This is a genomic window from Pseudomonas sp. NMI542_15, from assembly GCF_021283425.1.
GTDB lineage: Bacteria > Pseudomonadota > Gammaproteobacteria > Pseudomonadales > Pseudomonadaceae > Aquipseudomonas > Aquipseudomonas fortuita.
Window position 1 is genome coordinate 159,682 of the sequence record NZ_JAJSRO010000009.1, and the last position, 20,708, is coordinate 180,389.

General features: G+C 64.2%; 17 protein-coding genes. 6 read left to right on the top strand and 11 right to left on the bottom strand.

The genetic code is table 11. The annotated features are described in order from the left end of the window. Nucleotides 1-32: 32 nt before the first annotated feature. From LU684_RS15320 to LU684_RS15330, 3 genes are all read right to left on the bottom strand, one after another. Complete coding sequence (locus LU684_RS15320; protein WP_232894796.1) at nucleotides 33-953, bottom strand: LysR family transcriptional regulator; 921 nt, start codon at nucleotides 951-953, stop codon at nucleotides 33-35. A 292-nt stretch (nucleotides 954-1,245) separates the two neighbouring features. After that, the gene (locus LU684_RS15325) at nucleotides 1,246-1,968 is read right to left on the bottom strand and encodes a hypothetical protein (protein WP_023047356.1); all 723 of its coding nucleotides are present in this window, start codon (nucleotides 1,966-1,968) and stop codon (nucleotides 1,246-1,248) included. Nucleotides 1,969-2,047: 79 nt separating this feature from the next. Continuing rightward, nucleotides 2,048-2,347 (bottom strand): DUF3077 domain-containing protein, encoded by a 300-nt coding sequence (locus tag LU684_RS15330; RefSeq protein WP_016487688.1) that lies wholly within the window; start codon nucleotides 2,345-2,347, stop codon nucleotides 2,048-2,050. A 199-nt stretch (nucleotides 2,348-2,546) separates the two neighbouring features. Here LU684_RS15330 and LU684_RS15335 point away from each other — a divergent pair, with 199 nt between their 5' ends. After that, nucleotides 2,547-3,170, top strand: a complete 624-nt coding sequence (locus tag LU684_RS15335) for a glutathione S-transferase family protein (protein WP_023047355.1) — start codon at nucleotides 2,547-2,549, stop codon at nucleotides 3,168-3,170. Nucleotides 3,171-3,607: 437 nt separating this feature from the next. Here the strand turns inward: LU684_RS15335 and LU684_RS15340 are convergent, their stop codons facing one another. Next, nucleotides 3,608-4,783, bottom strand: a complete 1,176-nt coding sequence (locus LU684_RS15340; protein WP_232894797.1) for an MFS transporter — start codon at nucleotides 4,781-4,783, stop codon at nucleotides 3,608-3,610. Between the two features lie 94 nt (nucleotides 4,784-4,877). On the opposite strand from LU684_RS15340, the gene LU684_RS15345 reads away from it, so the two are divergent. Then, a complete protein-coding gene (locus LU684_RS15345; RefSeq protein ID WP_232894798.1) occupies nucleotides 4,878-5,789 on the top strand; it encodes a LysR family transcriptional regulator in 912 nt (303 codons plus the stop codon). A gap of 153 nt (nucleotides 5,790-5,942) precedes the next feature. Beyond that, a complete protein-coding gene (locus tag LU684_RS15350; RefSeq protein WP_016487692.1) occupies nucleotides 5,943-6,920 on the top strand; it encodes a D-2-hydroxyacid dehydrogenase family protein in 978 nt (325 codons plus the stop codon). A 100-nt stretch (nucleotides 6,921-7,020) separates the two neighbouring features. Here LU684_RS15350 and LU684_RS15355 read toward each other — a convergent pair whose 3' ends face one another. Then, a complete protein-coding gene (locus LU684_RS15355; protein WP_016487693.1) occupies nucleotides 7,021-7,530 on the bottom strand; it encodes a hypothetical protein in 510 nt (169 codons plus the stop codon). 178 nt (nucleotides 7,531-7,708) lie between these two features. Between LU684_RS15355 and LU684_RS15360 the strand changes: the two genes are divergently transcribed. After that, complete coding sequence (locus tag LU684_RS15360) at nucleotides 7,709-8,719, top strand: 5'-nucleotidase (RefSeq protein WP_102690036.1); 1,011 nt, start codon at nucleotides 7,709-7,711, stop codon at nucleotides 8,717-8,719. On the opposite strand, the gene mhpT is transcribed toward LU684_RS15360, so the two are convergent. Further along, nucleotides 8,716-9,948 carry a 3-(3-hydroxy-phenyl)propionate transporter MhpT gene (gene mhpT, locus LU684_RS15365; RefSeq protein WP_024717911.1) on the bottom strand — a complete coding sequence of 411 codons (1,233 nt, stop codon included), beginning with the start codon at nucleotides 9,946-9,948 and terminating at the stop codon, nucleotides 8,716-8,718. The genes LU684_RS15360 and mhpT overlap by 4 nt on opposite strands. Nucleotides 9,949-9,981: 33 nt before the next feature. Further along, nucleotides 9,982-11,373 (bottom strand): alginate export family protein, encoded by a 1,392-nt coding sequence (locus tag LU684_RS15370; RefSeq protein ID WP_016487696.1) that lies wholly within the window; start codon nucleotides 11,371-11,373, stop codon nucleotides 9,982-9,984. Between the two features lie 250 nt (nucleotides 11,374-11,623). Here LU684_RS15370 and LU684_RS15375 point away from each other — a divergent pair, with 250 nt between their 5' ends. Then, a complete protein-coding gene (locus LU684_RS15375; RefSeq protein ID WP_210668692.1) occupies nucleotides 11,624-13,306 on the top strand; it encodes an arylsulfatase in 1,683 nt (560 codons plus the stop codon). After that, entirely contained in the window at nucleotides 13,303-14,328 is a 1,026-nt protein-coding gene (locus LU684_RS15380) for a formylglycine-generating enzyme family protein (RefSeq protein WP_060517259.1), read from the top strand. Before LU684_RS15375 ends, LU684_RS15380 begins: the two co-directional genes overlap by 4 nt. On the opposite strand, the gene LU684_RS15385 is transcribed toward LU684_RS15380, so the two are convergent. From LU684_RS15385 to LU684_RS15400, 4 genes are all read right to left on the bottom strand, one after another. Then, a complete protein-coding gene (locus LU684_RS15385; RefSeq protein ID WP_232894799.1) occupies nucleotides 14,309-16,039 on the bottom strand; it encodes an acyl-CoA dehydrogenase in 1,731 nt (576 codons plus the stop codon). The two genes, LU684_RS15380 and LU684_RS15385, sit on opposite strands and share 20 nt — an antisense overlap. A 14-nt stretch (nucleotides 16,040-16,053) precedes the next feature. Then, on the bottom strand, nucleotides 16,054-17,295 hold the full coding sequence (locus LU684_RS15390) for a thiolase family protein (RefSeq protein WP_232894800.1): 1,242 nt from the start codon (nucleotides 17,293-17,295) through the stop codon (nucleotides 16,054-16,056). Next, nucleotides 17,292-19,175 carry a feruloyl-CoA synthase gene (locus LU684_RS15395; RefSeq protein ID WP_016487701.1) on the bottom strand — a complete coding sequence of 628 codons (1,884 nt, stop codon included), beginning with the start codon at nucleotides 19,173-19,175 and terminating at the stop codon, nucleotides 17,292-17,294. The genes LU684_RS15390 and LU684_RS15395 overlap by 4 nt, the downstream gene beginning before the upstream one ends. A 74-nt stretch (nucleotides 19,176-19,249) precedes the next feature. Continuing rightward, nucleotides 19,250-20,698 (bottom strand): aldehyde dehydrogenase, encoded by a 1,449-nt coding sequence (locus LU684_RS15400; RefSeq protein WP_016487702.1) that lies wholly within the window; start codon nucleotides 20,696-20,698, stop codon nucleotides 19,250-19,252. Between the last annotated feature and the right edge of the window lie 10 nt (nucleotides 20,699-20,708).

Consider the following 20,708-nt stretch of genomic DNA (forward strand, 5'->3'; position numbering starts at 1 on the left):
GCAACAGGCTGAAGGGCTGGCGTCAACAAGTTTCAATCGGCCGTCAATTCCTCTACCAGCAACCGCGCCGCTGGCGCTAGCAGCGTCGCCACACGGTGCACGATGCCGAACGGCTCGCTCAAGGCCCGTAGCTGCACCGCCAGCGACACCAGTAACCCGCGCTGCTCGGCAAAAGTCGCCACAGCACTGGGAATGACCGCCACCAGCGTCGGGTCATCTTCCAGCAGCATGAAAGTAGCGAAGGTTGAAAAGGTTTCCAGCGGATAACGGGGCACCTCCACCCCTGCCTCGCTCAACTCGCGCTCCAGCGCCTGGCGCATGGGCATGTTCGCCGGGTAGACCACCCAGCGGTAATGGCTCAAGTCGCTGATATGCAGTGACGCTGCCCCGGCAAGCGGGTGTTGCGGGTGCGCGACCACTACCAATGGCTCCTGGGCCAGTTCGACAAAGGCATAGTCTGTAGCGTTGCGGCCCAGCCCCGGCCGGCAGATCGCCAGGTCCAGGCGCTCCTCGTCCAGCTGGGCGAGCAGGTTGGCGCTGGTATTCTCGGCAATTTCCACTGCCAGCTGCGGCTGCTTGCGGCGCAAGCGCCCCAGGGCGCTGATTAGGGTCGGCATGGCCCCCATGATGCTGCCCACCGCCAGCCGCCCACCCTGGCCTTGGACGATGCCCAGCACCTCTTCGCGCAAGTGCCCCAGGTCGCTGTGGATCAGCCGCGCGTAGCGCACCACGCAACGGCCCACGTCGTTGGCTACCAGGCCGCTGGGCAGGCGCTGGAACAAGGGTACACCCAACACCTCCTCCACCTCGCGCAACGCCTTGGTGGCCCCGGGCTGGGAAATGGCCATGGCTTCGGCAGCCTTGTGCAGCGAACCACAGCGATCCAGCTCGATCAGCAGGCGCAACTGGCGCAGGCGCAGGCGAGAAAAAATGGAATCCAGGGAAGGGATCATCAGGCAGGCTCGACATGGGTCTTGTAATGCCGAGCACTATAGAGGGTCGTCAACGGGGGAGTATTGAGTTTCAAGCAAATGACCCTTGATCGCAGAACACGCATACCAGCCCGTTATGCTGCGCTGTCGCCCATGGAACAAGGCTTCGGCAAACGCCGCTTTATCCTGTGGGAGCGGGCGCGCCCGCGAAGAGTGCGACGCGCTGCATGGCACCGGCTGCGCCGGTGTTCGCGGGCTTGCCCGCTCCCACAGGGGCCCCGCCCAATCAGGTATTTATGTTCGAGTAACGCGCTTACCGCGGTCTACGCCGTGCCAGGCAGGCGTAACCCAGGCCCAGCACACTGATCGCCAGTACGCTCAGCAACACCATCAACTCGCGGCTGTAGCGCGCCACCATGGCCGGAAAACCGATGACTTCGTGGTACACCTGCACATTGGCCACGCCGTCGGCGTGGCTGATGCTGACCCCGCCTTGGCGGATCTGCAAATAGTCTGCATCGAAATAGACCCAGACCTTGCACGTGCCACCCGGCTCGATGGCCGGGATGTCCACCTGCGCGGTGGCGGTTTCCAGCAGGGTGTCGTTGCCGGCAGCATCACGCACCTGCACCAGGCCCTTGGCTGGCAGACGGACCTTGACCTCCCGTACTGGCGCATCACCCCTGTTGCGTAGTTCGATGAGCAAGCCAGTACGGTGATCGACCAGCCCGGCCTCGAAAGGCTTGGCGAACAGCTGGGCATAGGGTGCCTGGGCCATTTCTATCAACCGCTCGACCTGATCGTGGCTTAGCTCGCCTTGGCCAATGCTGTTGATGCGCCCCTGCAACTGCTCATACTTGAGTTGCTCGCTGGCTTTGCTTATGCGCTCGCTGAACTGGGTGGGATAGGTGAGGTAGGCATAAGTCAGTGACGCCTCCAGACGCGGGTTGCCCCTGAGCAACACGTAGGCGGCCAAAAGGACCATCAGGCCCGCAAGCACGGCTACGAGGAATTTCCCCACCTTGTCCCAGCTCAATGCGAACTTCCTTTTGTGGTGATACAGACGATTCAAACCGCCCAAGGGTGCCAAGTTAAGGCCCCCCAGGCAAGCTTGACTAGCGTTCGCGTTCACCTTCCCGCGCCTGACGCATCTGCAGCAGCTGGCCATCGATCAGTGCTTTGGCCATGCCCGCCAGGTAAACCGTGGCCTGCATCATCACCTTGCGGTCGCCAGGCCTGTCGATGGCCTTGCGAGTGATTTCAGTCATGCAGCCCATGATGCTAGATGCCTCCATCAGTGCGGTCCTCATCGGCAGCTGCGGTTTCATCTGCACCAGTTCGGCATCGGCGTTGCCAAACCGGCTCGCTGCACGCACAACATTGAGCTTGCTGCTTTTCGGGTTGTCGTTGTCCATGTCCATTCCTCGGGCGGTTGCGGGCATGCCCAGACTAGGACGCTGCTTTGCCCCCCACAATGACCAGCAGGGTGGTAACAATCACTTTCGGAAATGGACTACAAGCACTCCATGAAGTGTGCCCTCCGCCACCGATCAGCCCTTGACCGCCACCTGGCAGTGTCGGACGATCAACCTCCCCCACCCCAGGACGAACACCATGCTACGGATACTCGGCAGAGCCTCCTCCATCAATGTGCGAAAAGTGCTGTGGGCCTGCGCTGAATTCGAGGTTGCATTCGAGCGCGAAGACTGGGGCTCTGGCTTCAAGGCCACTGACAGCGCCGAGTTCCTGGCGTTGAACCCCAATGCCATGATCCCGGTGATCCAGGATGGCGACTTCACCTTGTGGGAATCCAACAGCATCATCCGCTACCTGGCCAACCGCTATGGTGCCACCGCGTTCTACCCCGACGATGCCCAGGCGCGGGCCAGGATCGACCAGTGGATCGACTGGCAGGCCTCAGACCTGAACCGCTCGTGGAGCTACGCATTCATGTCACTGGTCAGGCACTCCCCCGCGCACCAGGACCCGCAAGCACTTGCCGCCGGTTGCGCGGACTGGTCTCGCTACATGCACATCCTCGACCACCAACTGGCCAGCACCGGTGCGTATGTGGCCGGCAGCCAGTTCACCCTGGCCGATATCCCTATCGGCCTGTCGGTCAACCGCTGGTTCGAAACGCCGTTCGAACACCCGCAACTGCCAGCGGTGCGCGATTATTACGAACGCCTCAGCGAACGCCCGGCCTATCACCTGCACGGCCGTAACGGTACACCGTAAACGTACAACACGGGTTTCACTGCCGGGCATTGGGTAATACTGCGAGTCATTACCACTAGTCGTTTACCCCCGGGTGACCTGGCCGGCAAATACAGCGCCGGGCTGCGTGGCAGCTTCAGCCAGCAAGCCCTGCAGCAGTTACTGGTCCTGCGGCCTGCTAGCCATGCCGCAGGACGGCGGTTACCGCCTGATCCCGGCCAACCGCTGCCATTGGGTGCTGTGGCACTGGACCCGACCAACGTGACCGGCACTGCCAGCCTCGGCGAGCAGACCGAAAACGGCATCACCGTGGTGGCGGCAACGGCACTGCTGGATTCTGGGGCTGCTTTGCAGCCCATCGCGACACAAGGCCGCGCCTACAAGAGATCCCATTTTCCCTGTAGGCGCGGCCTTGTGTCGCGAAAGGGGCGCACAGCGCCCCCGGCGATCTCAGTTTGTTACGCCGCAACCTGCCCCCCCGCTGCCACCACCCGCCCACGCCAGGCAAACAGCAACACCATCACCAACCCCAGTGCCGCCATCGCGGCGCCCGCCAGGGAAATCGCCGGGTAGCCCAGCCCTGCGTTGATCACTGCGCCACCCAGCGCGGCGCCAATCGCATTGCCCAGGTTGAACGCACCGATGTTCACCGCCGAGGCCAGGTTGGGCGCATCCTTGGCTGCCTCCATCACGCGCATCTGCAACGGCGGCACCAAGGCAAAACTGGCCGCGCCCCAGAGCAGAATCGCCACGGCTGTCGGCAGCGGCCAGTCGAGCACCAGCGGGAACACCAGCAGCACGGCAATCAACAACGCCAACGACAGGATCAGGGTACGGTCGATCGAGCGGTCTGCCGCCTTGCCCCCCCACACATTGCCCAAGGTCAGGCCAACACCGAACAACACCAGCATGGCTGTCACGAACGTGGTGGATGCGGCCGCCTCACTCTGCAGGATCGGCGCAATGTAGGTGAACACCGTAAACATCGCACTGGAACCCACCACCGTCAGCAGCAAAGCTGCCAGCACCGGGCCGCGGCCCAGCACACGGATTTCAGCCATGGCCCCGTCGCCTTTGGGCGACGGCACATTGGGCAGCGCGTACCAGAGGGTGGTCATCGCCACCAGGCCAAGCCCGGCGATACCCCAGAAGGCTGTGCGCCAGCCCAGCATTTCACCGAACCAGGTCGCCAGCGGCACGCCGCCGATGGTGGCCAGGGTCAAGCCCATGAACATCGCCGCCACCGCCCCGGCACGCTTCTCGGGTGGTACCACGCTGGCTGCGACAATCGAGCCGATGCCGAAGAAAGCACCGTGGTTCAGTGAGGTGACAACGCGGGCCACCAACAGGCTGGCGTAGTCGCTGGCCAGGGCCGACATCAGGTTGCCCAGTGTGAAAATGACCATCAGCCCGATCAGCAGATAACGCCGCGGGATCTTCACCGTGGCCAGGGTCATCAGCGGTGCGCCGATCAGCACGCCGATGGCATAGGCGCTGACCAGCAGCCCGGCAGCAGGGATGGAAACGCCAAGGTCAGTGGCGATACTGGGCAACATGCCCATGGGGGCGAACTCGGTGACACCGATGCCAAAGGCACCGATGGCGAGTGCGACAAGAGGTGGATTGATACGCATGGCAAGCTCCTTATCTATGCCGCAAATGCTACGATCTGTTTCAAAAGCGCACTAGACTGCTTTTTTGCTAACCACCTTTGCGCACGAGGCACAAATGGACTTCAGTGGAAGATCCGGCGAGATGGAGATATTTGCCAGGGTGGCGCAAGAAGGCAGCTTGTCGGCTGCCGCGCGGGCACTGAACCTGACGCCTTCTGCGGTCAGCCGTATCCTCGCCCGCACCGAACAGCGCCTGGGCACCCGCCTGCTGCTGCGCACCACACGGGCAATCACCCTCACTCCCGAGGGTGAGGCGTACCTGCGCGGTGCACGGCGGGTGCTGGCCGACATGCTCGAAGTGGAAGAAGCCATCACCGACCAGGGGGTGCCGCGCGGGCGCTTGCGGGTGAGCGCCGCACTGGGCCACGCCCGGTTGACCGTAGTGCCGCTGCTGGCGGCCTTCAGCGCCCGCTATCCGCAAGTGCTGGTTGACCTTACCCTCAGTGACGAAGTGGCCGACATTCTCGGGGGCCAGGCCGACGTGGCATTACGCTTCGGGCACCTGCCGGACAGCTCGTTGAGCGCCCGCGCCATTGGCGAAACCGGCCAGGTGGTGGTCGCCTCACCCGAATACCTGCAACGCTGCGGTACCCCGCTTGAGCCTGAAGACTTGGCCCGGCACAACTGCCTGCGCTTCAATTTCCGCCGCGCGGAGCCCGACTGGCCGTTCCGCCGCGACGGGCAGGCGTTCTCGTTGAAGGTGACGGGGAATATCGAATGCAGCAGCGGCGAAGCCTTGGCGCAACTGGCCAGGCTTGGTGCCGGCGTGGCACGCATCGGTACCTTCACGGTGGTCGATGACTTGGCCAGCGGGCGGCTGGTGCCATTGCTGGAGGCGTACAACCCTGACGACCGCGAGCCGATCCATGAGGTGTTCGTTGGCGGGCCGGCCATGCCGGCGCGGGTCCGGGTGTTCGTGGATTTTCTGATAGAGCACTTGTCGGGCGGCCTGCGCACCCCCTTGTAGAACGTCTTCCGGGCTACGCGTTGGGAGCGGCCTGGTGTCACGACAGGGTGCATGAGCCGGTCGTGGTGCGCTGCGACCACAGTCTGACCTGACGTTGATATCTACAGTTGGGTTATCTTCGACGCTTCACTGTACGGCCAGGGCCAGACCACCATGCGCATTGTCATTCCCGACGACTACCAGGATGTGATCCGCACGCTCGACTGCTTCGCCAAACTGAGCGGGCACGCTGTCAGCGTGCTTCATGAATGCCAACCCGCCACGCCAGAGCAACTTGCAGCACGCTTTGCCGACGCCGACGCACTGGTACTCACCCGCGAACGTACCCGCATCGACGCCGCCTTGCTCGACCACCTGCCTGACCTCAAGCTGATCAGCCAGACCGGCAAGGTGTCCAGCCACCTGGACCTGGCAGCGTGCACGGCGCGGGGCATAGCCGTAACCGAGGGGCGTGGCTCGCCGGTGGCGCCTGCGGAACTTGCCTGGGCGCTTATCCTGAATGCCCGTCGGCAGCTGGTACCGGCCATCGATGCCTTGCGCCAAGGCCATTGGCAGGTCAACCTGGGGCAGGCGCTGGCCGGCCAGCTGCTGGGCATTTGGGGTTACGGCAAGATCGGCCAGCGCCTGGCGCGTTACGCACAGGCATTCGACATGCACGTGCTGGTGTGGGGCAGCGACAGCAGCCGCGCCGCAGCCCAGGCTGATGGCCACCGCGCAGCCGCCTCGCGTGAGGCATTTTTTGCTGAAGCGGACATTGTCAGCCTGAACCTGCGCCTGTCGGCACAGTCGCGCCACGGGGTCACCTTCCGCGACTTGTCCAGCATGAAGCCCGATGCCCTGCTGGTAAACGTCAGCCGCGCAGAACTGATTGCCCCAGGGGCATTGCTGCAGGCACTGGATGCCGGGCGGCCGGGTTACGCGGCAGTGGATGTTTTCGAAGAGGAGCCGGTGCTCGACCCCGCCCATCCGCTGCTGCGCCACCCTCGTGTACTCAGTACACCGCACCTGGGGTATGTGGAGAAGAACGGTTACGAGCTGTACTTTGGCGACGCCTTCGACAATGTGCTGGCGTTTTTCGAAGGAACGCCAAAGAACGTTGCCAACCCCGAGGTGCTGGCGGCTCGGCGCTGAGCCCTGTGGGCGCGGGCATGCCCGCGATGGGCCGCATAGCAGCCCCAGTCATTACGTATGGACTGCACGCGCCCATTGGGCATGTGCCTTCAAGTTGCGTTCAACCGAACAGGTTCAGCCCCAGCGCAAAAACGGCCACCGCCAGCGCTACCAATGGCACAGCATTGCGCTCCAGGTACGCCGCCCAGCCAGGGCCGGCCAGCTGCTGCAATTGCAGCTCGCATTCACGCTGGCGCTCAGCCAGGCTGGCCAGACGCGCCTCGACGCTGTCAACGCGCTGAGCCTGGGTGCTGGTGGCCAGCGCTAGCCGCTTCAACGCCGTAGTCACAGTGGTGGACAACGCGTCCCGTGCCAGGTTGCTCGCGGCCAGTTGCTCCTGGTACTGCTCAAGGCTCTTGCGAATCGCCCCTTCCTTCTGCACGCGGGCCAGGGTACTTGCCACCAGTTTCCGGTTCTGCGCCTCGCCACTGGCCTGCAGCGCAGCCAGTTCGAGTGCATGCTGGGCCTGCACACTTTCAAGGCGCTCCACCTCTTGCCTGCAGAAGGCATGGCCCTCGGCCGGCGCCGGCAGGTCGTCGAGCTGTTGCTTGGGTTCGTATGGCTGGTTCATCAATTTCTGTCCGGATACAGCGGTAAAGGGCGGAAAGCTATCAAATTGGCATCACTGAATCCACCGGCCAACGAGAGAATTGAGCAGTTGATCAGGTAACGAGGGCACCGCAGGCCTGGGGGCTTTCGTCGCTGCGCAGGCGTACACTTCCCTTCAGCACAGGTTCAGGAGTTGCTCAATGCCCTACCCCATCGAACAGAAACTGGTCATTGGCGTTGCCTCGAGTGCGCTGTTCGACCTCACCGTCTCGGACGACATCTACAAGACCCAGGGGGTCGAGGCGTACCGCCATCACCAGCAGCAGAACCTGGACGAGCCATTCCCCAAAGGCGTGGCGTTCCCGTTCATCCGCCGCTTCCTGAGCATCAACCAGGCCTTTCCCGATCAACTGCCGGTAGAAGTGGTGCTGCTTTCGCGCAACTCCCCGGAAACCGGCCTGCGGGTGTTTCGTTCGATCAACCACTATCAGCTGGACATCACCCGCGCAGCGTTCATGTCGGGTCGCTCGCCCTACGAGTACATCCCGGCATTCAATGCCTCGCTGTTTCTCAGTGCCAACGAGGAAGACGTGCAGAAAGCCATCGATGCCAACTACCCGGCCGGGCGGGTGCTGCCGACGCGCATCTACGATGACGAGATCGACACTGAATTGCGGGTGGCCTTCGACTTCGATGGTGTGATTGCCGACGACGAGGCGGAAAGCGTGTACAAGCGCAACGACAACCTGGACGATTTTCAAGAGCACGAGCGCGTGCACAAGGGCATTCCACATTCGCCCGGGCCGTTGGCGGACTTGTACCGCAAGCTGTCGCTGATACGCATGCTGGAGGACCGCAAGCTGGCCGAGGACCCGGCGTACAAGCGGATCTTGCGGATTGCCATTGTGACAGCGCGCAATGCGCCCTCACATGAGCGGGTGGTGACGACGTTGAAGGATTGGGGGGTGTCGCCGGATGAGTGCTTCTTTCTCGGTGGGATGGAGAAACCCAGGGTGCTGTCGATTCTCAAGCCGCATGTCTTCTTTGACGACCAGCGCAGTCACCTGCAGTCGCCGGCAGGTGATTTGCCGATGGTGCATGTGCCGTTCGGGGTGGCGAACAGGGAGCGTTCAACGACGCGCTCCCCGCTCGACACGCCTGTGCAGGAGCAGGACGACACCGGCGTTGCCGGTGCCATCCAGCCTGTCTAGCGAGCAACTTCCTCGACCGGGGTATTGACGGCCGGGCGGCTACGCTGCCCCAGCAACGCACGCGCCGCCAATGCCGCTACTACAAGGCCAGGTGACGCTGCCAGCAGCAGACCACCTACACCGGCCCCGGCCGCCAAAATCTGCCCTGCAGCCAATGGCCCGGCCATCGACCCCAGGCGCCCTACAGCCACCGAAGCCCCCACGCCGGTCGCACGCACGTGGGTCGAATACAACGTCGGCGCAAGTGCATACAGCACCAGCTGGCCACCGATGGCGCAATAGCCTGCGGTAAATCCTGCCAGCAGCATCAGGCCGAAGCTGGTCGACAACCCAAGGCCTGCCAACGAAGCGAGCATGCCAGCATACGCAATGAAAACGGCCCGCCCCGCCAAGCCTCGGTCCATCATTCGCCCGGTGAGGAACGAGCCTGCAGCGCCCCCCAGGTTGAACAGTATCTGCACCGCACCTGCCTGAGGACGGCTGTAGCCCTGCCCGATCAGTAGCGACGGCAACCAGTTGAGCAGCATGTACAGCACGGTTAGCGTGAAAAAGCACGCCACCCACAGCAACAGGGTACGGCTTACCTGCCCCGGGCCGAACAGCTGGGCCAGCATGCCGTTGCCGCCGGTGCTGGCAGCAGGCTGGGCACGGAACGCCTGGGACTCCTTCAGCCACACCATCAGCACAAAAGCAATCGCAATGGGGGCGATACCGCCCACGTAGAACACCGCCCTCCAGTCCTCGCCCAGGCCGGCCATGCCGATGACCGACGCGATCGCCCCTCCCAAGGGCACGCCGCAATAGGTGACGCTCACCGCCGTGCTGCGCAGGCGCTGCGGCGCGGCCTCGCTGGCCAGGGCAATCAGGATCGGCAAGGCTGCCCCCAATCCCAACCCGGTCATCAGGCGCGCGATCAGCAACGAGGTGTATGTATCAGCGTGGGCGGTACCCAGCGAGAAGCCGCCGAACAGCAGCACCGCCACGATCAGGATTGCCTTGCGGCCCAGCCGATCGGCCAGCCAGCCGCCAATGAACGCCCCCGGTAACAGCCCCAGCAGCCCGGCACTGAATACCCAGCCAAGCATGGCGGGCGTCAGCGCGAATGCCTTGGCCATGTGCGGTGCAGCAACCCCGGTGGCCTGAAGGTCCAGCCCCTCCAGCAGCGCCACCAGAAAACACAGGCCGATGGTAAGCACCGGCTTGCTTGAAGATGAGGATGAATCACTCATGTATGGCCCCTTTTGTTGTTATGGGTCGGGAAGTCAAAGCCTGAACGTGGCACGCAAGGAAACGAACGACGAGTCTTCGCCACCGGCTTCCTTGATGGCGGAACCTACGTCGTAGTACTTCATGTCGAGATCCAGCGTGAGGTTGGGCGTCGCCAGCCATCGGGTGTTGGCGCGGTAGATGGTGCCCACATGCCGGCCGGTGCCGCGGGTGTTGGCCAGCATGCTCATGCCAGGCATGTACACGCCATCCTCTTCGCGCTGCTTCCAGACTTCGAGCACGCCTTGTTCGAAGCGCACCGTGCGCCAGGGCGAGAAGCCGAACGTAGGCCCGACCACGATCACGTTGCTCAAGGTGGTCAGGCTGGCCTCACCGTAAACGCCGTTTCGCGGGAACAGCGGGTCGAAGGTGCCGACCTTGCCGTCGCCGGGGTCGCTATCACCGCTGGCGGCGTCGGCACGCATGCCCAGGCGCGGCTGCCAGGGGTGGTCGAAGGTGTAACCACTGTCGCTCGACACTGCCCAGGCACGGATCGAGGCGCCGCCCAGGTGGCCGCCCTGCCCGGCCAGGTTCCAGCTCCAGTCCAAGGCCTGATAGCGGCCAAACAGGCGCGTGCCGTAGGTGTAGCGCTGTTCGTCCCCAGCCTCGCCGGCCAGGCTGCGGTCATCGGTTTGCAGGCCGAACGCGAACAAATCCATGTTCCATACGGCCGTCAGCGGCAGGGTGCCGTACAGACCGTAAAACTTCACCGCGTTGTTACTGCCATCGTCCCAGCTGTCTTCACCTGTTTTCAACGGCCTGACGGCAAAGGCATCGAGCTTGCGCCCGTCCTTGAGGTTGAGGCTGGCACGCACGCCATCGAAGCTCAAGCGCAGGTTGGGCACATCACGGTAGGTGACGAACACCTGGTCGCCGAAGGCCATCTCCTGGCGTCCGACCCGCGTCGTATAGCGCCCCGCAGCAAAATCGTGATTGAAGTCGATGAATGCCTGGCGGATTTCATTTCGACCTTCGTCATTAGGTGAGTACAGGTCTTTGCCGAATGCACGGGTGTTCTCGACCTGCACGAAGGTGCGCAGGGCGTCATCAAACAGGTGCAGGTCAGCATGCGCTTGCAAGCGCTGCAACAAATAGGAATCGTCGTTCAGGCCACGCAAGCCGAAGAAGGGCTTGTTCAGTACGTCGGCGCGATAACGCGCCTCAGCCCCCAGTTGCAGCCAGGCCGACTCGGACAAACGATGGTAGCGCAGCCCATCGAACGGGTCGCCGGCCTTGGCGGGGTCATCCAGAAAACGGTAGTCCTCGACCCAGCGCGGGGCGCCAGGCCTGCCTGGCCGGCTGTCTTCAAGCGGACTGGCCGCTTGCACGCACTGGCACAGCGAAAGCAGCACAACGGGCACCAACGCCCGGTTCAACGGCCTCGTCATCAGAATTTCCCTTTACTTGTTTTTATAAAATTGGATAACTCTGTTAACGATTATTTTTGTTAATCATCTTGCCGTCAATAGCCAATCGACTGCCCGCAAGAGGCAGGCGGCATTGAGCGTTCGCTGATCGAACGCTTATGCACGCAGGTGCTGCGATATGGCGCCATTGATGGCTACTATTGGCCTTGCGCGCTGTCTGCTACGCGGTCATACGCGTCTAAACACTCATTAAAACAACAAGAGCACCTACATGAACTGCCTCAAACCCCTTGCTGCCCTCGGCCTGCTGATGCTTGGCGCAAGCCAAAGCCTGGCTGCGCCAACCGTTAAGCAACCAAACATTCTGCTTATTGTTGCCGATGACCTCGGCTTTTCCGACTTGTCTGCGCTTGGAAGCGAAATCCAGACCCCGCATCTGGACCAGCTACTGGCTGACGGCCGCCTGATGCTGGACTTTCATGCCGCGCCCAGTTGCTCCCCCACCCGCGCAATGCTGATGTCGGGCAACGACCCGCACATTGCCGGGCTGGGCATGATGGCCGAAGCACGCAAACGGCTGCCCCCAGGTTCCGAAGTGCGCGCAGGCTACGAAGGCGTGCTCGGGGCCAACGTCGCCACCTTGGCCGAACTGCTGCACGATGCCGGGTACCGCACCTACATATCTGGCAAATGGCACCTGGGCATGCAGCCCGCTCAGCAGCCGCAAAATCGTGGTTTCGACCAGGCCTACGTGCTGCTGGAAGGGGGCGCTGCGCACTTCAAGCAAGCCAACATGGACTTGCAGTCGAACTACAGCGCAACGTTCCAGCACAACGGCAAACCCATCGAACTGCCCGACGACTTCTACTCAAGCACCTGGTTCACTGACCGCCTGATTTCCGCCATCGACGAAGGCAAGGCCAGCCAAAAACCCTTCTTCGCCTTCGCCGCCTACACCGCGCCACACTGGCCCTTGCAGGCGCCAGACAAATACCTGGCGCAGTACCGCGGCCGCTACGATCAGGGTTACGAGGCCATTGCCCACGAACGCCTGGAGCGCCAGCGCAAAGCCGGGCTGGTGCCGGCGGACTTCCCGCGCCAAGCGCAACTGGAGGGCGTGCCGAGCTGGGCATCACTGACCGTTGAGCAGCAACGCCAGTCAGCGCGCACCATGGAGGTGTACGCGGCCATGGTCGCCGCACTGGATGCCGAAGTCGGTCGGCTGGTAGATCACCTGCGCAAGGCCGGCGAGCTGGATAACACGCTGATCCTGTTCATGTCCGACAACGGGCCGGAAAACGCGACCCGCGTCGACCCGAACTGGATCAAGCAGCATTTTGACAACAACCTGGACAACTACGGCAAACCTGCCTCGTTCCTGATGATCGGCCCGGCCTGGGCCCAGGTCAGCGCCCTGCCCAGCCGTCGCTACAAGATGACGACCTACCAAGGCGGCATCCGCGTGCCCGCCTTTGTCTATTACCCGGCAACGATCAAGCCTGGGCGCAGCGAAGAACTGGCCAGCGTCAGAGACATCATGCCCACCCTGCTGCAACTGGCGGGTGCCCCCATGCCCGGCATCAAATACCGGGAACGCGATATCGTGCCGCCGCAAGGCACCTCGGCGTTGGCCTACCTGCAGGGCCAGGACACGCGAATTCATGCCGAGGACGAAGCCCTGGGCTGGGAAATCAACGGCAGCGCCTCGTTGCGCAAAGGCCCGATGAAACTGCTGTGGGATGCCACCGATGGCAAGCCGGCCTGGCACCTGTACGACCTGGGCAAAGACCCCGGTGAGCACCACGACATCGCTGCCGATCACCCCGAGCAGGTCGCCAGCATGCTGCGCGACTGGAAAGCGTATGCGCAGCGCAGCAATATCGCTATCGACGCCGATGGCCACCCCGCAAGCCCCGCCAAACCGGCCACCCCGACCGTGGCCAGCAAGCCATGATTGCCCGAGTAGCCGGCTGCGCACTGGTCGCCGCCGGCCTGCTCGCCGTGGGCTACAGCGCCTGGCCAGAAGCCCCGGCGCCGGTGCTGCTGTGCAACGGCTACAGTGGCCTGCCCGCAGCACGCCAGGGCGCCTGGCGTGACGGCCTGGTGCGCGTGCCAGGCGGCACGTTCAGCTTTGGCTCGGACCGCTTCTACGACGAAGAAGGCCCGCCCCATACGGCTAGCGTGGCGGATTTCTGGATCGATGTGCATCCGGTCACCAACGCCCAGTTTGAACGCTTCGTAGCCGCTACCGGTTACCTCACCCATGCCGAGCGGGGCATCAGCTTCAAGGACGACCCCACCCTGCCCGAGCACCTGCGGGTGCCTGGCGCGATGGTATTCCAGCAAGGGCCGGACGTGCTCAGCCCTGGCTGGCAATTCATCCCTGGGGCGAGCTGGCGTCACCCGCAAGGCCCGGGCAGCAGCTTGGCGGGGCTGGAAAACCACCCGGTGGTGCAGGTGGCGCTTGAAGATGCCCAGGCGTATGCCCACTGGGCCGGGCGCACGCTTCCCACCGAGGCCCAGCTGGAATACGCCATGCGCGGAGGCTTGCAGGATGCCGACTTCAGCTGGGGCAAAACGGAACTGCCCAAAGGCCGGATCATGGCCAATACCTGGCAGGGCCAGTTTCCATATCACAACGCGGCAGCCGACGGCTTCACCGGTACTTCACCGGTGGGCTGCTTTCCGGCTAACCGCTTTGGCCTGTTCGATGCCGGGGGCAATGTGTGGGAACTGACCCGAACGGGCTATCGTCCTGGCCACGACCCACAGCGTGACGCCGCCCTCGACCCGCCAGGCCCCACCCTGGACCAAAGCTTCGACCCCGCCGAACCTGGGGTGAAAGTGGCCGTGATCAAGGGCGGTTCGCACCTGTGCTCGGCAGACCGGTGCATGCGCTACCGGCCCTCGGCGCGGCAACCGCAGCCGGTGTTCATGGCGACCTCGCACGTGGGGTTCAGAACGGTTGGTGAATAAACGGCAAAGGTGCTGCGGCCGCGTCGATGGCCGCCACCTGCCGGTCGAAATCGGGCAACAGGTAGTCGAAGAAGTAACGGGCACTTTCCTGCTTTTCCAGGCGCTGCGGCGCGTCGACAGGCAGCGCCTGGATGCAGCGGCACGTGCGGGCCCAGGCATAGGCCTGCAAGGCTGTACCGCAAAGTTGCAGAAAGTCGCCCGCGGCCCGGTACGGGTACTCGGGGTCGTCTGCTGCGCTGAGCTGCACCTTGGCAAGCACCATCTCCAGCGTCTCGCAAACCCTGCGCAACGCATCGCCCTCCTCGCCCGCACCCGTTTCCTGCCGCAGCTCGACCAGCAGCAGCGCAAAGCCTTCGCCCCCATCCCCCAGCACCTTTCGCAGCAGCAAGTCGTTGGCCTGCACTTCATTGGTGCCTTCGTAGATCATCGCAATGCGGCTGTCGCGCAGCGTTTGCTCGATGGCGAACTCGCAGGTGTAGCCATAGCCGCCGAACACCTGCAGCGCCTTGCTGGCCAGGTTGAAACCGAGGTCGGTGAACACGGCCTTGATGATGGGCGTCAACAGCGCTGCCAGCTTCGAGGCCTTCGCCCGTTGTGCGAGGTCAGCTGATGCATCGGCAATATCCAGCCAGTGCGCTGCCCAGTAGCCCAGGGCCCGCATGCCTTCGGTGCGCACACGCAGCTCCAGCAAGATGCGGCGCATGGCAGGGTGCAGGTGAATGGGGTCGGCAGCTCCCTTGGCCTGCCCCGGTGCATTCATCTGCCGGCGCTCCCAGGCGTACGCGCTGGCGTACTGCCAAGCCGCCTGGGCATGCGCCAGCCCCTGCAGGCCGACATGCAGCCTGGCCGAGTTCATCATCACGAACATGGCGGCCAGGCCACCGTGCGCCTGCCCCACCAGCCAGCCGCTGGCCCCTTCGAAACGCAGCGCGCAGGTGGCGCTGCCGCGAATGCCCAGCTTGTGCTCAAGGCCATCGCAGTACACGGCATTGCGCTGGCCATCGTCCAGCCATTTCGGCACCAGCAGCAGCGACAAACCACGGCTGCCCGCTGGCGCATCCGTTAGCCGCGCCAGCACCAGATGCACGATGTCGTGTGTCAGGTCGTGGTCGCCGCCAGAAATGAACAACTTGTTGCCGGTGACGGCGTAGCGGCCGTCGCCCATGGGTTCAGCGCGACAACGTAGCAAGCCGAGGTCACTGCCGGCCTGAGGCTCGGTCAGGCACATGGTCGGCAAGGTCTCGCCGCTGACGATGCCCGGCAGATAGCGCGCCTGCAGTTCGTCAGACGCATGGGTTTTCAGGCACAGGTAGGCGCCATGGGCGATGCCGGTGTACATGGCCCAGGCGTGATTGCTGGCGAACAGCATCTCCTGCAAGGCAGCATCCAGCACCTGGGGCAGCCCTTGCCCGCCGAGTTCCGGGGCACAGGCCAGCGCCGGCCAACCACCCTCGACATAGGCTCGATAGGCCGCCGCAAAACCCTCCGGCGTGCGTACATCACCGTCGTCCAGGCGGCAGCCTTGGCGATCGCCCGGTGCATTCAGCGGGGCCAGCACCTGTTCACTGAAGCGGGCGGCCTCTTCCAGCACCTGAGTGGCCAGGTCGAGATCGATATCTGCATAGGGAGGCATTGCCTGCCAGCCCTGCTCGGCCCGCAGCCAGTGTTGCAGCACGAATTGCATGTCCGCCAATGGCGCCTTCCAGGGCATGGGCTACCTCGCGTTCAAGCCGTGAATTGGGGGTTTTCGATCAGCAGCGCCATGCCTTGGCCGCCACCGATGCAGGCGGCTGCGATCCCGTAGCGCAGGCCGTCCCGGCGCAGTTGCCGAGCCAGGGTGTGCACCAGCCGCAGGCCGGTGGCGGCCAAAGGGTGGCCCAGGGCGATGGCACCACCATGAACGTTGAGCTTTTCCACATCGAGCTGCAGCGCCCGGGCCACGGCCAGCACCTGGGCAGCCTGGGCCTCGTTGATTTCGAAACGGCCGATCTGCGCCAGGCGCAGGCCGCTGCGTTCCAGCAGCAGCGCGATGGCTGGGGCAGGCCCGATGCCCATGGTGTGCGGCGACACACCAACCGCCGTGGCCATCAGCAAGCGCGCCAACGGCAGCCGGGTACAGGCTGAGTAGCGCGCCACCACAGCTGCGGCAGCGCCATCGACTACTGCACAACTGTTGCCCGCCGTTTGTACGCCGTCACGGTGCACCGCACGCAGCCGGGCCAACGCTGCAGCATCCGTCGTGCGTGGGTGGCTGTCCCGGCTGATTTCGCTTACCCCACGGGGCAGCTCGATCCCGCGTGGCAAGCAGCCTTCAATATCGAATGCCTCAGCCGTGACACCGACGATCTCCTCATCGAACCAGCCCTGCTGCTGGGCGCGCAAGGCGCGCTGGTGGCTGCGCAAGGCCCAGGCATCCACGCATTCACGGTGCAAGCCGTACTCACGCGCCAGGTTGTCAGCAGTACCGATCATATCCACCCCGGCAGCGGGGTCGTACAGCGCTTCCCAGAGGAAGTCCTTGAAGCCGACCGGCGCACCCAGCCGAAAACCGTTTCGATGTTCGTAGGCCGCAACCGGGTTGCGCGACATCGACTCGGCGCCCACGCACAGCACCTGCTGGGCGCCACTGCGCAGCTGCTCGCCGGCCTGGCGCAACAGTTCAAGGCCGGTGCCGCAGATACGTTGCACCGCCAGCGCCGGGACGGCCTGAGGCACGCCGCAGTACAAGCCCACATGGCGCGGCAGGAAGTAGGCATCGAAACTGGCCTGGGCCATGCTGCCGGCGAGCACGCTGTCCACCGCCTGCGGGGCAATACCTGCCCGAGCCAGCACCGCACGCCCGGCCTTGATCCCCAGGTCGATGGGCGACACAGCGGACAGTGCGCCGCCCAGGTCTACCCAGGGGGTACGCACCATGCCCACAATGGCTGCGTCATCGAACGCTGTACACAGGCCGGCACTGCTCATGACCGACCCTGTGCGTGCAGCTGGGTCGGGCCTTCACCGCGGTACAACGCATCTACCTGCACGGCCCGCCGCTGCAGCACCGCACGCTGGTTGATCGAACCCTTGTCGGTGATTTCGCCCGCGTCGATCGACGGCGGCTCTTCGAGCAGCGCCAGCCACTCGATGCGGCTGGCGTTGCCCTGGGCGTCACGGTTCAGGCGCGCCAGCCACGCGGCAAACCAGTGGCGTACCGTTTCGCAGCCCAGCACCTCGGCATCACTGGCATCGGCCGCCAGGCCAGCAAGTGCCCGGCACTCGGGCAAACGCGGGAACACCAGCAACCCCAGGCACTCGCGGTCCGGCGCGGTTACCACGATGTCCTGCACATAGGGCGAGCCTTCCAGTACCGCTCGGTTACGCAGCGGGCCGACACTGACGAATACCCCGGACGATAACTTGAAGTCCTCGGCGATACGGCCATCGAACATCAGCCCCTGCTCGGGCTGCTGCAGGTCGGCCAGTTTCAGCGCATCGCCAGAGCAGTAGAAGCCCTCCTCGTCAAAGGCTTCGGCGGTTTGCTGCGGCGAACGCCAGTACCCCGGCATGATGTGCGGGCCACGGAAGCGCGCCTCCAGCTTGTCGGCCTGGGGTACCAGCTTCACTTCGCAACCCGGCGCCGGCAGCCCCACATAACCGGCCATCGATAACGGCCCGGTGGTGAAGGTGCAGGACGGCGCCGCTTCGGTCATGCCCAGGCCAGCCATCATGCGGATGCGCTCGCCACAGTGCTGCTCGGCGATGCGGTCCAGGCGGTCCCATACGCTTTGCGACAGGCCCGCGGCGGCGAAGAAGAACAGCTTGATGCGGGCGAAGAACACGTCACGCAACTGGGCGTCCTGTTCCAGTGCCTTGGCCAGCTCTTCCCAGCCCTTGGGTACGGTCAGGTAGGCTGTTGGCGAGATTTCGCGCAGGTTGCGCAAGGTTTCGCCGAAGCCTTGCGGGGTGGGTTTGCCCGCGTCCAGGTAAAAACTGCCACCGTTGTACAGTACGATGCCAAGGTTGTGGCTGCCGCCAAAGGTGTGGTTCCAGGGTAGCCAGTCCACCAGCACCGGCGGCTCTTCAGCAAACACCGGAAAGGTCTGCAGCAACATCTGCTGATTGGCGCAGAGCATGCGCTGGGTGGTGATCACTGCCTTGGGCAGTTTGGTGGAGCCCGACGTGAAGAGGAACTTGGCGATGGTGTCGGGCCCGGTGGCGGCAAACGCTGCATCGCCAGCAGCGGTGTCGCACGGTTGCAGCAGGCTGTCGAAGCTCAAGTGCCCACGCCCCGGCGCTTCGCCGCGCATGCTGACCACGGGTACCGACGCATCAAGCACGGCATCGAAGGCGCGCAAAAACGGCTGAGTATCGGTGGTGAAAACCAGACCGGGGGTCAACACCTGGCACACATGCCGCAGCTTGGCAAAGTCCTGCGACAGCAGCGCATAGGCCGGCGACACCGGGCAATACGGGATGCCGGCATACATGGCGCCCAGCGCAATCTGCAGATGCTCGATGTCATTGCCGGAAAACAGCGCCAACGGCCGCTCGGCGCTCAGGCCAAAGCCCAGCAGGTGGGTGGCGATGGTGCGCACCTGGCTGAGCATTTGCGCATAGGTGATCTCGCGCCAGGCGCCGTCAGGCTCACGCGCGGCAATAAAAACTGTATCGGGGCGCATCTGCGCCCAGTGCAGCAGCCGGTCGAGCAAGCGCGCAGGCAGCGGCGCCAGCGGCTCGACCGGCTGCATGCGCAGGATGCCGTCGGCTTCACTGACCTGCACCTGAGGGTGCCCGATGGACACCTGCCGGTAGGGCGTGCATTGGCCAGGGTCGGACGACCGTAAGCGGGCTTCGGTATTCACGCAGGTTGCTCCTTGTTCTTGTTGTACATCCTGCCGCCGCCCGGCGCTGCCGGTGGCGGCCAATCGCGTGTTGCTCAGATGGGATAATGCCGCGGGCCATGCTGCAGGGTGACCCAGCGCAGCTGGGTGAACTGGTCGATGGCCGTGCGGCTGCCGAAACTGCCGTAGCCACTCGACTTGACCCCGCCAAACGGCATCTGCGCCTCGTCGTGCACGGTCGGGCCATTGATGTGGCAAATGCCCGACTCCACCCGCTGGGCCAAGGCCAGCGCACGGCTGGTGTCGCGGCTGAAGATGGCTGACGACAGGCCGAACTCGGAGTCGTTGGCCAGCTTCAGCAGGGCCTCGTCACCCTCACCGCGCAACACCACCGCCACCGGCCCGAAGGACTCCTCGCGGTACAGGCGCATGCTGTTGTCGACGTGATCGAGCAGGGTCGGCTGCAGGATGCTGCCCTGCAGCTGGCCGCCGCATACCAAGCGTGCGCCCTTGGCCACGGCATCGTCGATCAAGGCCTTGATGCGCTCACCAGCCGCACCGCTGACCAGTGAGCCGAGCACTGACGTACTGGCCTGCGGGTCGCCGGCGCGCAGCCCGGTCACCTTCGCCGCCAGCTTCTCGACGAAGGCATCGGCGATGCGACTGTCCACCACCAGCCGCTCCGTGGACATGCAGATCTGCCCTTGGTTGAAGTAGGCACCAAACGCCGCGGCTTCGACTGTGGCGTCCAGGTCGGCGTCGTCCAGTACCAGCAACGGGGCTTTGCCGCCCAGCTCCAGCAAGGCTGGCTTGAGGTGCCGAGCGGCCAGCTCACCGACAATGCGCCCGACGTGGGTAGAACCGGTGAAGTTCACGCGGCGCACGGCCGGGTTGGCGATCAGCCGTTCGACGATGGCCGGGGCGTCTTGCGGGGCATTGCTGATCACGTTGACAACGCCGTCACCCAGGCCTGCATCGTGCAACACCTGGCCGATCAGCCGATGCACTGCCGGGCTCAGCTCCGATGCCTTGAGCACCACCGTGTTGCCGCACGCCAGCGGCATGGCGATGGCCCGGGTGGCAAGGATGACCGGCGCGTTCCAGGGCGCGATGCCCAGCACCACGCCACAGGGTGCGCGCAAGGCCATGGCGAAACTGCCGGGTACATCCGATGGGATGACTTCGCCGGTTATCTGCGTGGTCATGGCTGCAGCTTCGCGCAGCATGTTGGCGGCCAGTTTCACGTTGAAGCCATACCAGTTGGCCATGGCCCCGGTTTCACCCGCCAGCGCGATGAACTCGTTTGCCCGCGCCTGGAGCAAGTCTGCACCGGCCAACAACCGGCTGCGGCGCTCGCCGGGCGCCAAGGCGGCCCAGGCCGGGAACGCAGCACTGGCAGCGGCTACCGCCGCATCAGCATCGGCCAGCGTGGCGGCGGCGGCTTGCGACACCCCTTCGCCGGTGACCGGATTGCAGCGTTCGAAAGTACGTCCGTCACTGGCGGGGCACGCCCGCCCGCCGATCAGCAAAGGCACCTGCAACATGCTTATTCCT

Bases quoted from the DNA above. Each gene is read 5' to 3' on its own strand.
- LU684_RS15370 (WP_016487696.1), bottom strand. From the start codon at position 11,373: ATGACGAGGCCGTTGAACCGGGCGTTGGTGCCCGTTGTGCTGCTTTCG.
- mhpT (WP_024717911.1), bottom strand. From the start codon at position 9,948: ATGAGTGATTCATCCTCATCTTCAAGCAAGCCGGTGCTTACCATCGGC.
- LU684_RS15355 (WP_016487693.1), bottom strand. From the start codon at position 7,530: ATGAACCAGCCATACGAACCCAAGCAACAGCTCGACGACCTGCCGGCG.
- LU684_RS15320 (WP_232894796.1), bottom strand. From the start codon at position 953: ATGATCCCTTCCCTGGATTCCATTTTTTCTCGCCTGCGCCTGCGCCAG.
- LU684_RS15400 (WP_016487702.1), bottom strand. From the start codon at position 20,698: ATGTTGCAGGTGCCTTTGCTGATCGGCGGGCGGGCGTGCCCCGCCAGT.
- LU684_RS15335 (WP_023047355.1), top strand. From the start codon at position 2,547: ATGCTACGGATACTCGGCAGAGCCTCCTCCATCAATGTGCGAAAAGTG.
- LU684_RS15330 (WP_016487688.1), bottom strand. From the start codon at position 2,347: ATGGACAACGACAACCCGAAAAGCAGCAAGCTCAATGTTGTGCGTGCA.
- LU684_RS15380 (WP_060517259.1), top strand. From the start codon at position 13,303: ATGATTGCCCGAGTAGCCGGCTGCGCACTGGTCGCCGCCGGCCTGCTC.
- LU684_RS15375 (WP_210668692.1), top strand. From the start codon at position 11,624: ATGAACTGCCTCAAACCCCTTGCTGCCCTCGGCCTGCTGATGCTTGGC.
- LU684_RS15350 (WP_016487692.1), top strand. From the start codon at position 5,943: ATGCGCATTGTCATTCCCGACGACTACCAGGATGTGATCCGCACGCTC.
- LU684_RS15385 (WP_232894799.1), bottom strand. From the start codon at position 16,039: ATGCCCTGGAAGGCGCCATTGGCGGACATGCAATTCGTGCTGCAACAC.
- LU684_RS15345 (WP_232894798.1), top strand. From the start codon at position 4,878: ATGGACTTCAGTGGAAGATCCGGCGAGATGGAGATATTTGCCAGGGTG.
- LU684_RS15340 (WP_232894797.1), bottom strand. From the start codon at position 4,783: ATGCGTATCAATCCACCTCTTGTCGCACTCGCCATCGGTGCCTTTGGC.
- LU684_RS15390 (WP_232894800.1), bottom strand. From the start codon at position 17,295: ATGAGCAGTGCCGGCCTGTGTACAGCGTTCGATGACGCAGCCATTGTG.
- LU684_RS15360 (WP_102690036.1), top strand. From the start codon at position 7,709: ATGCCCTACCCCATCGAACAGAAACTGGTCATTGGCGTTGCCTCGAGT.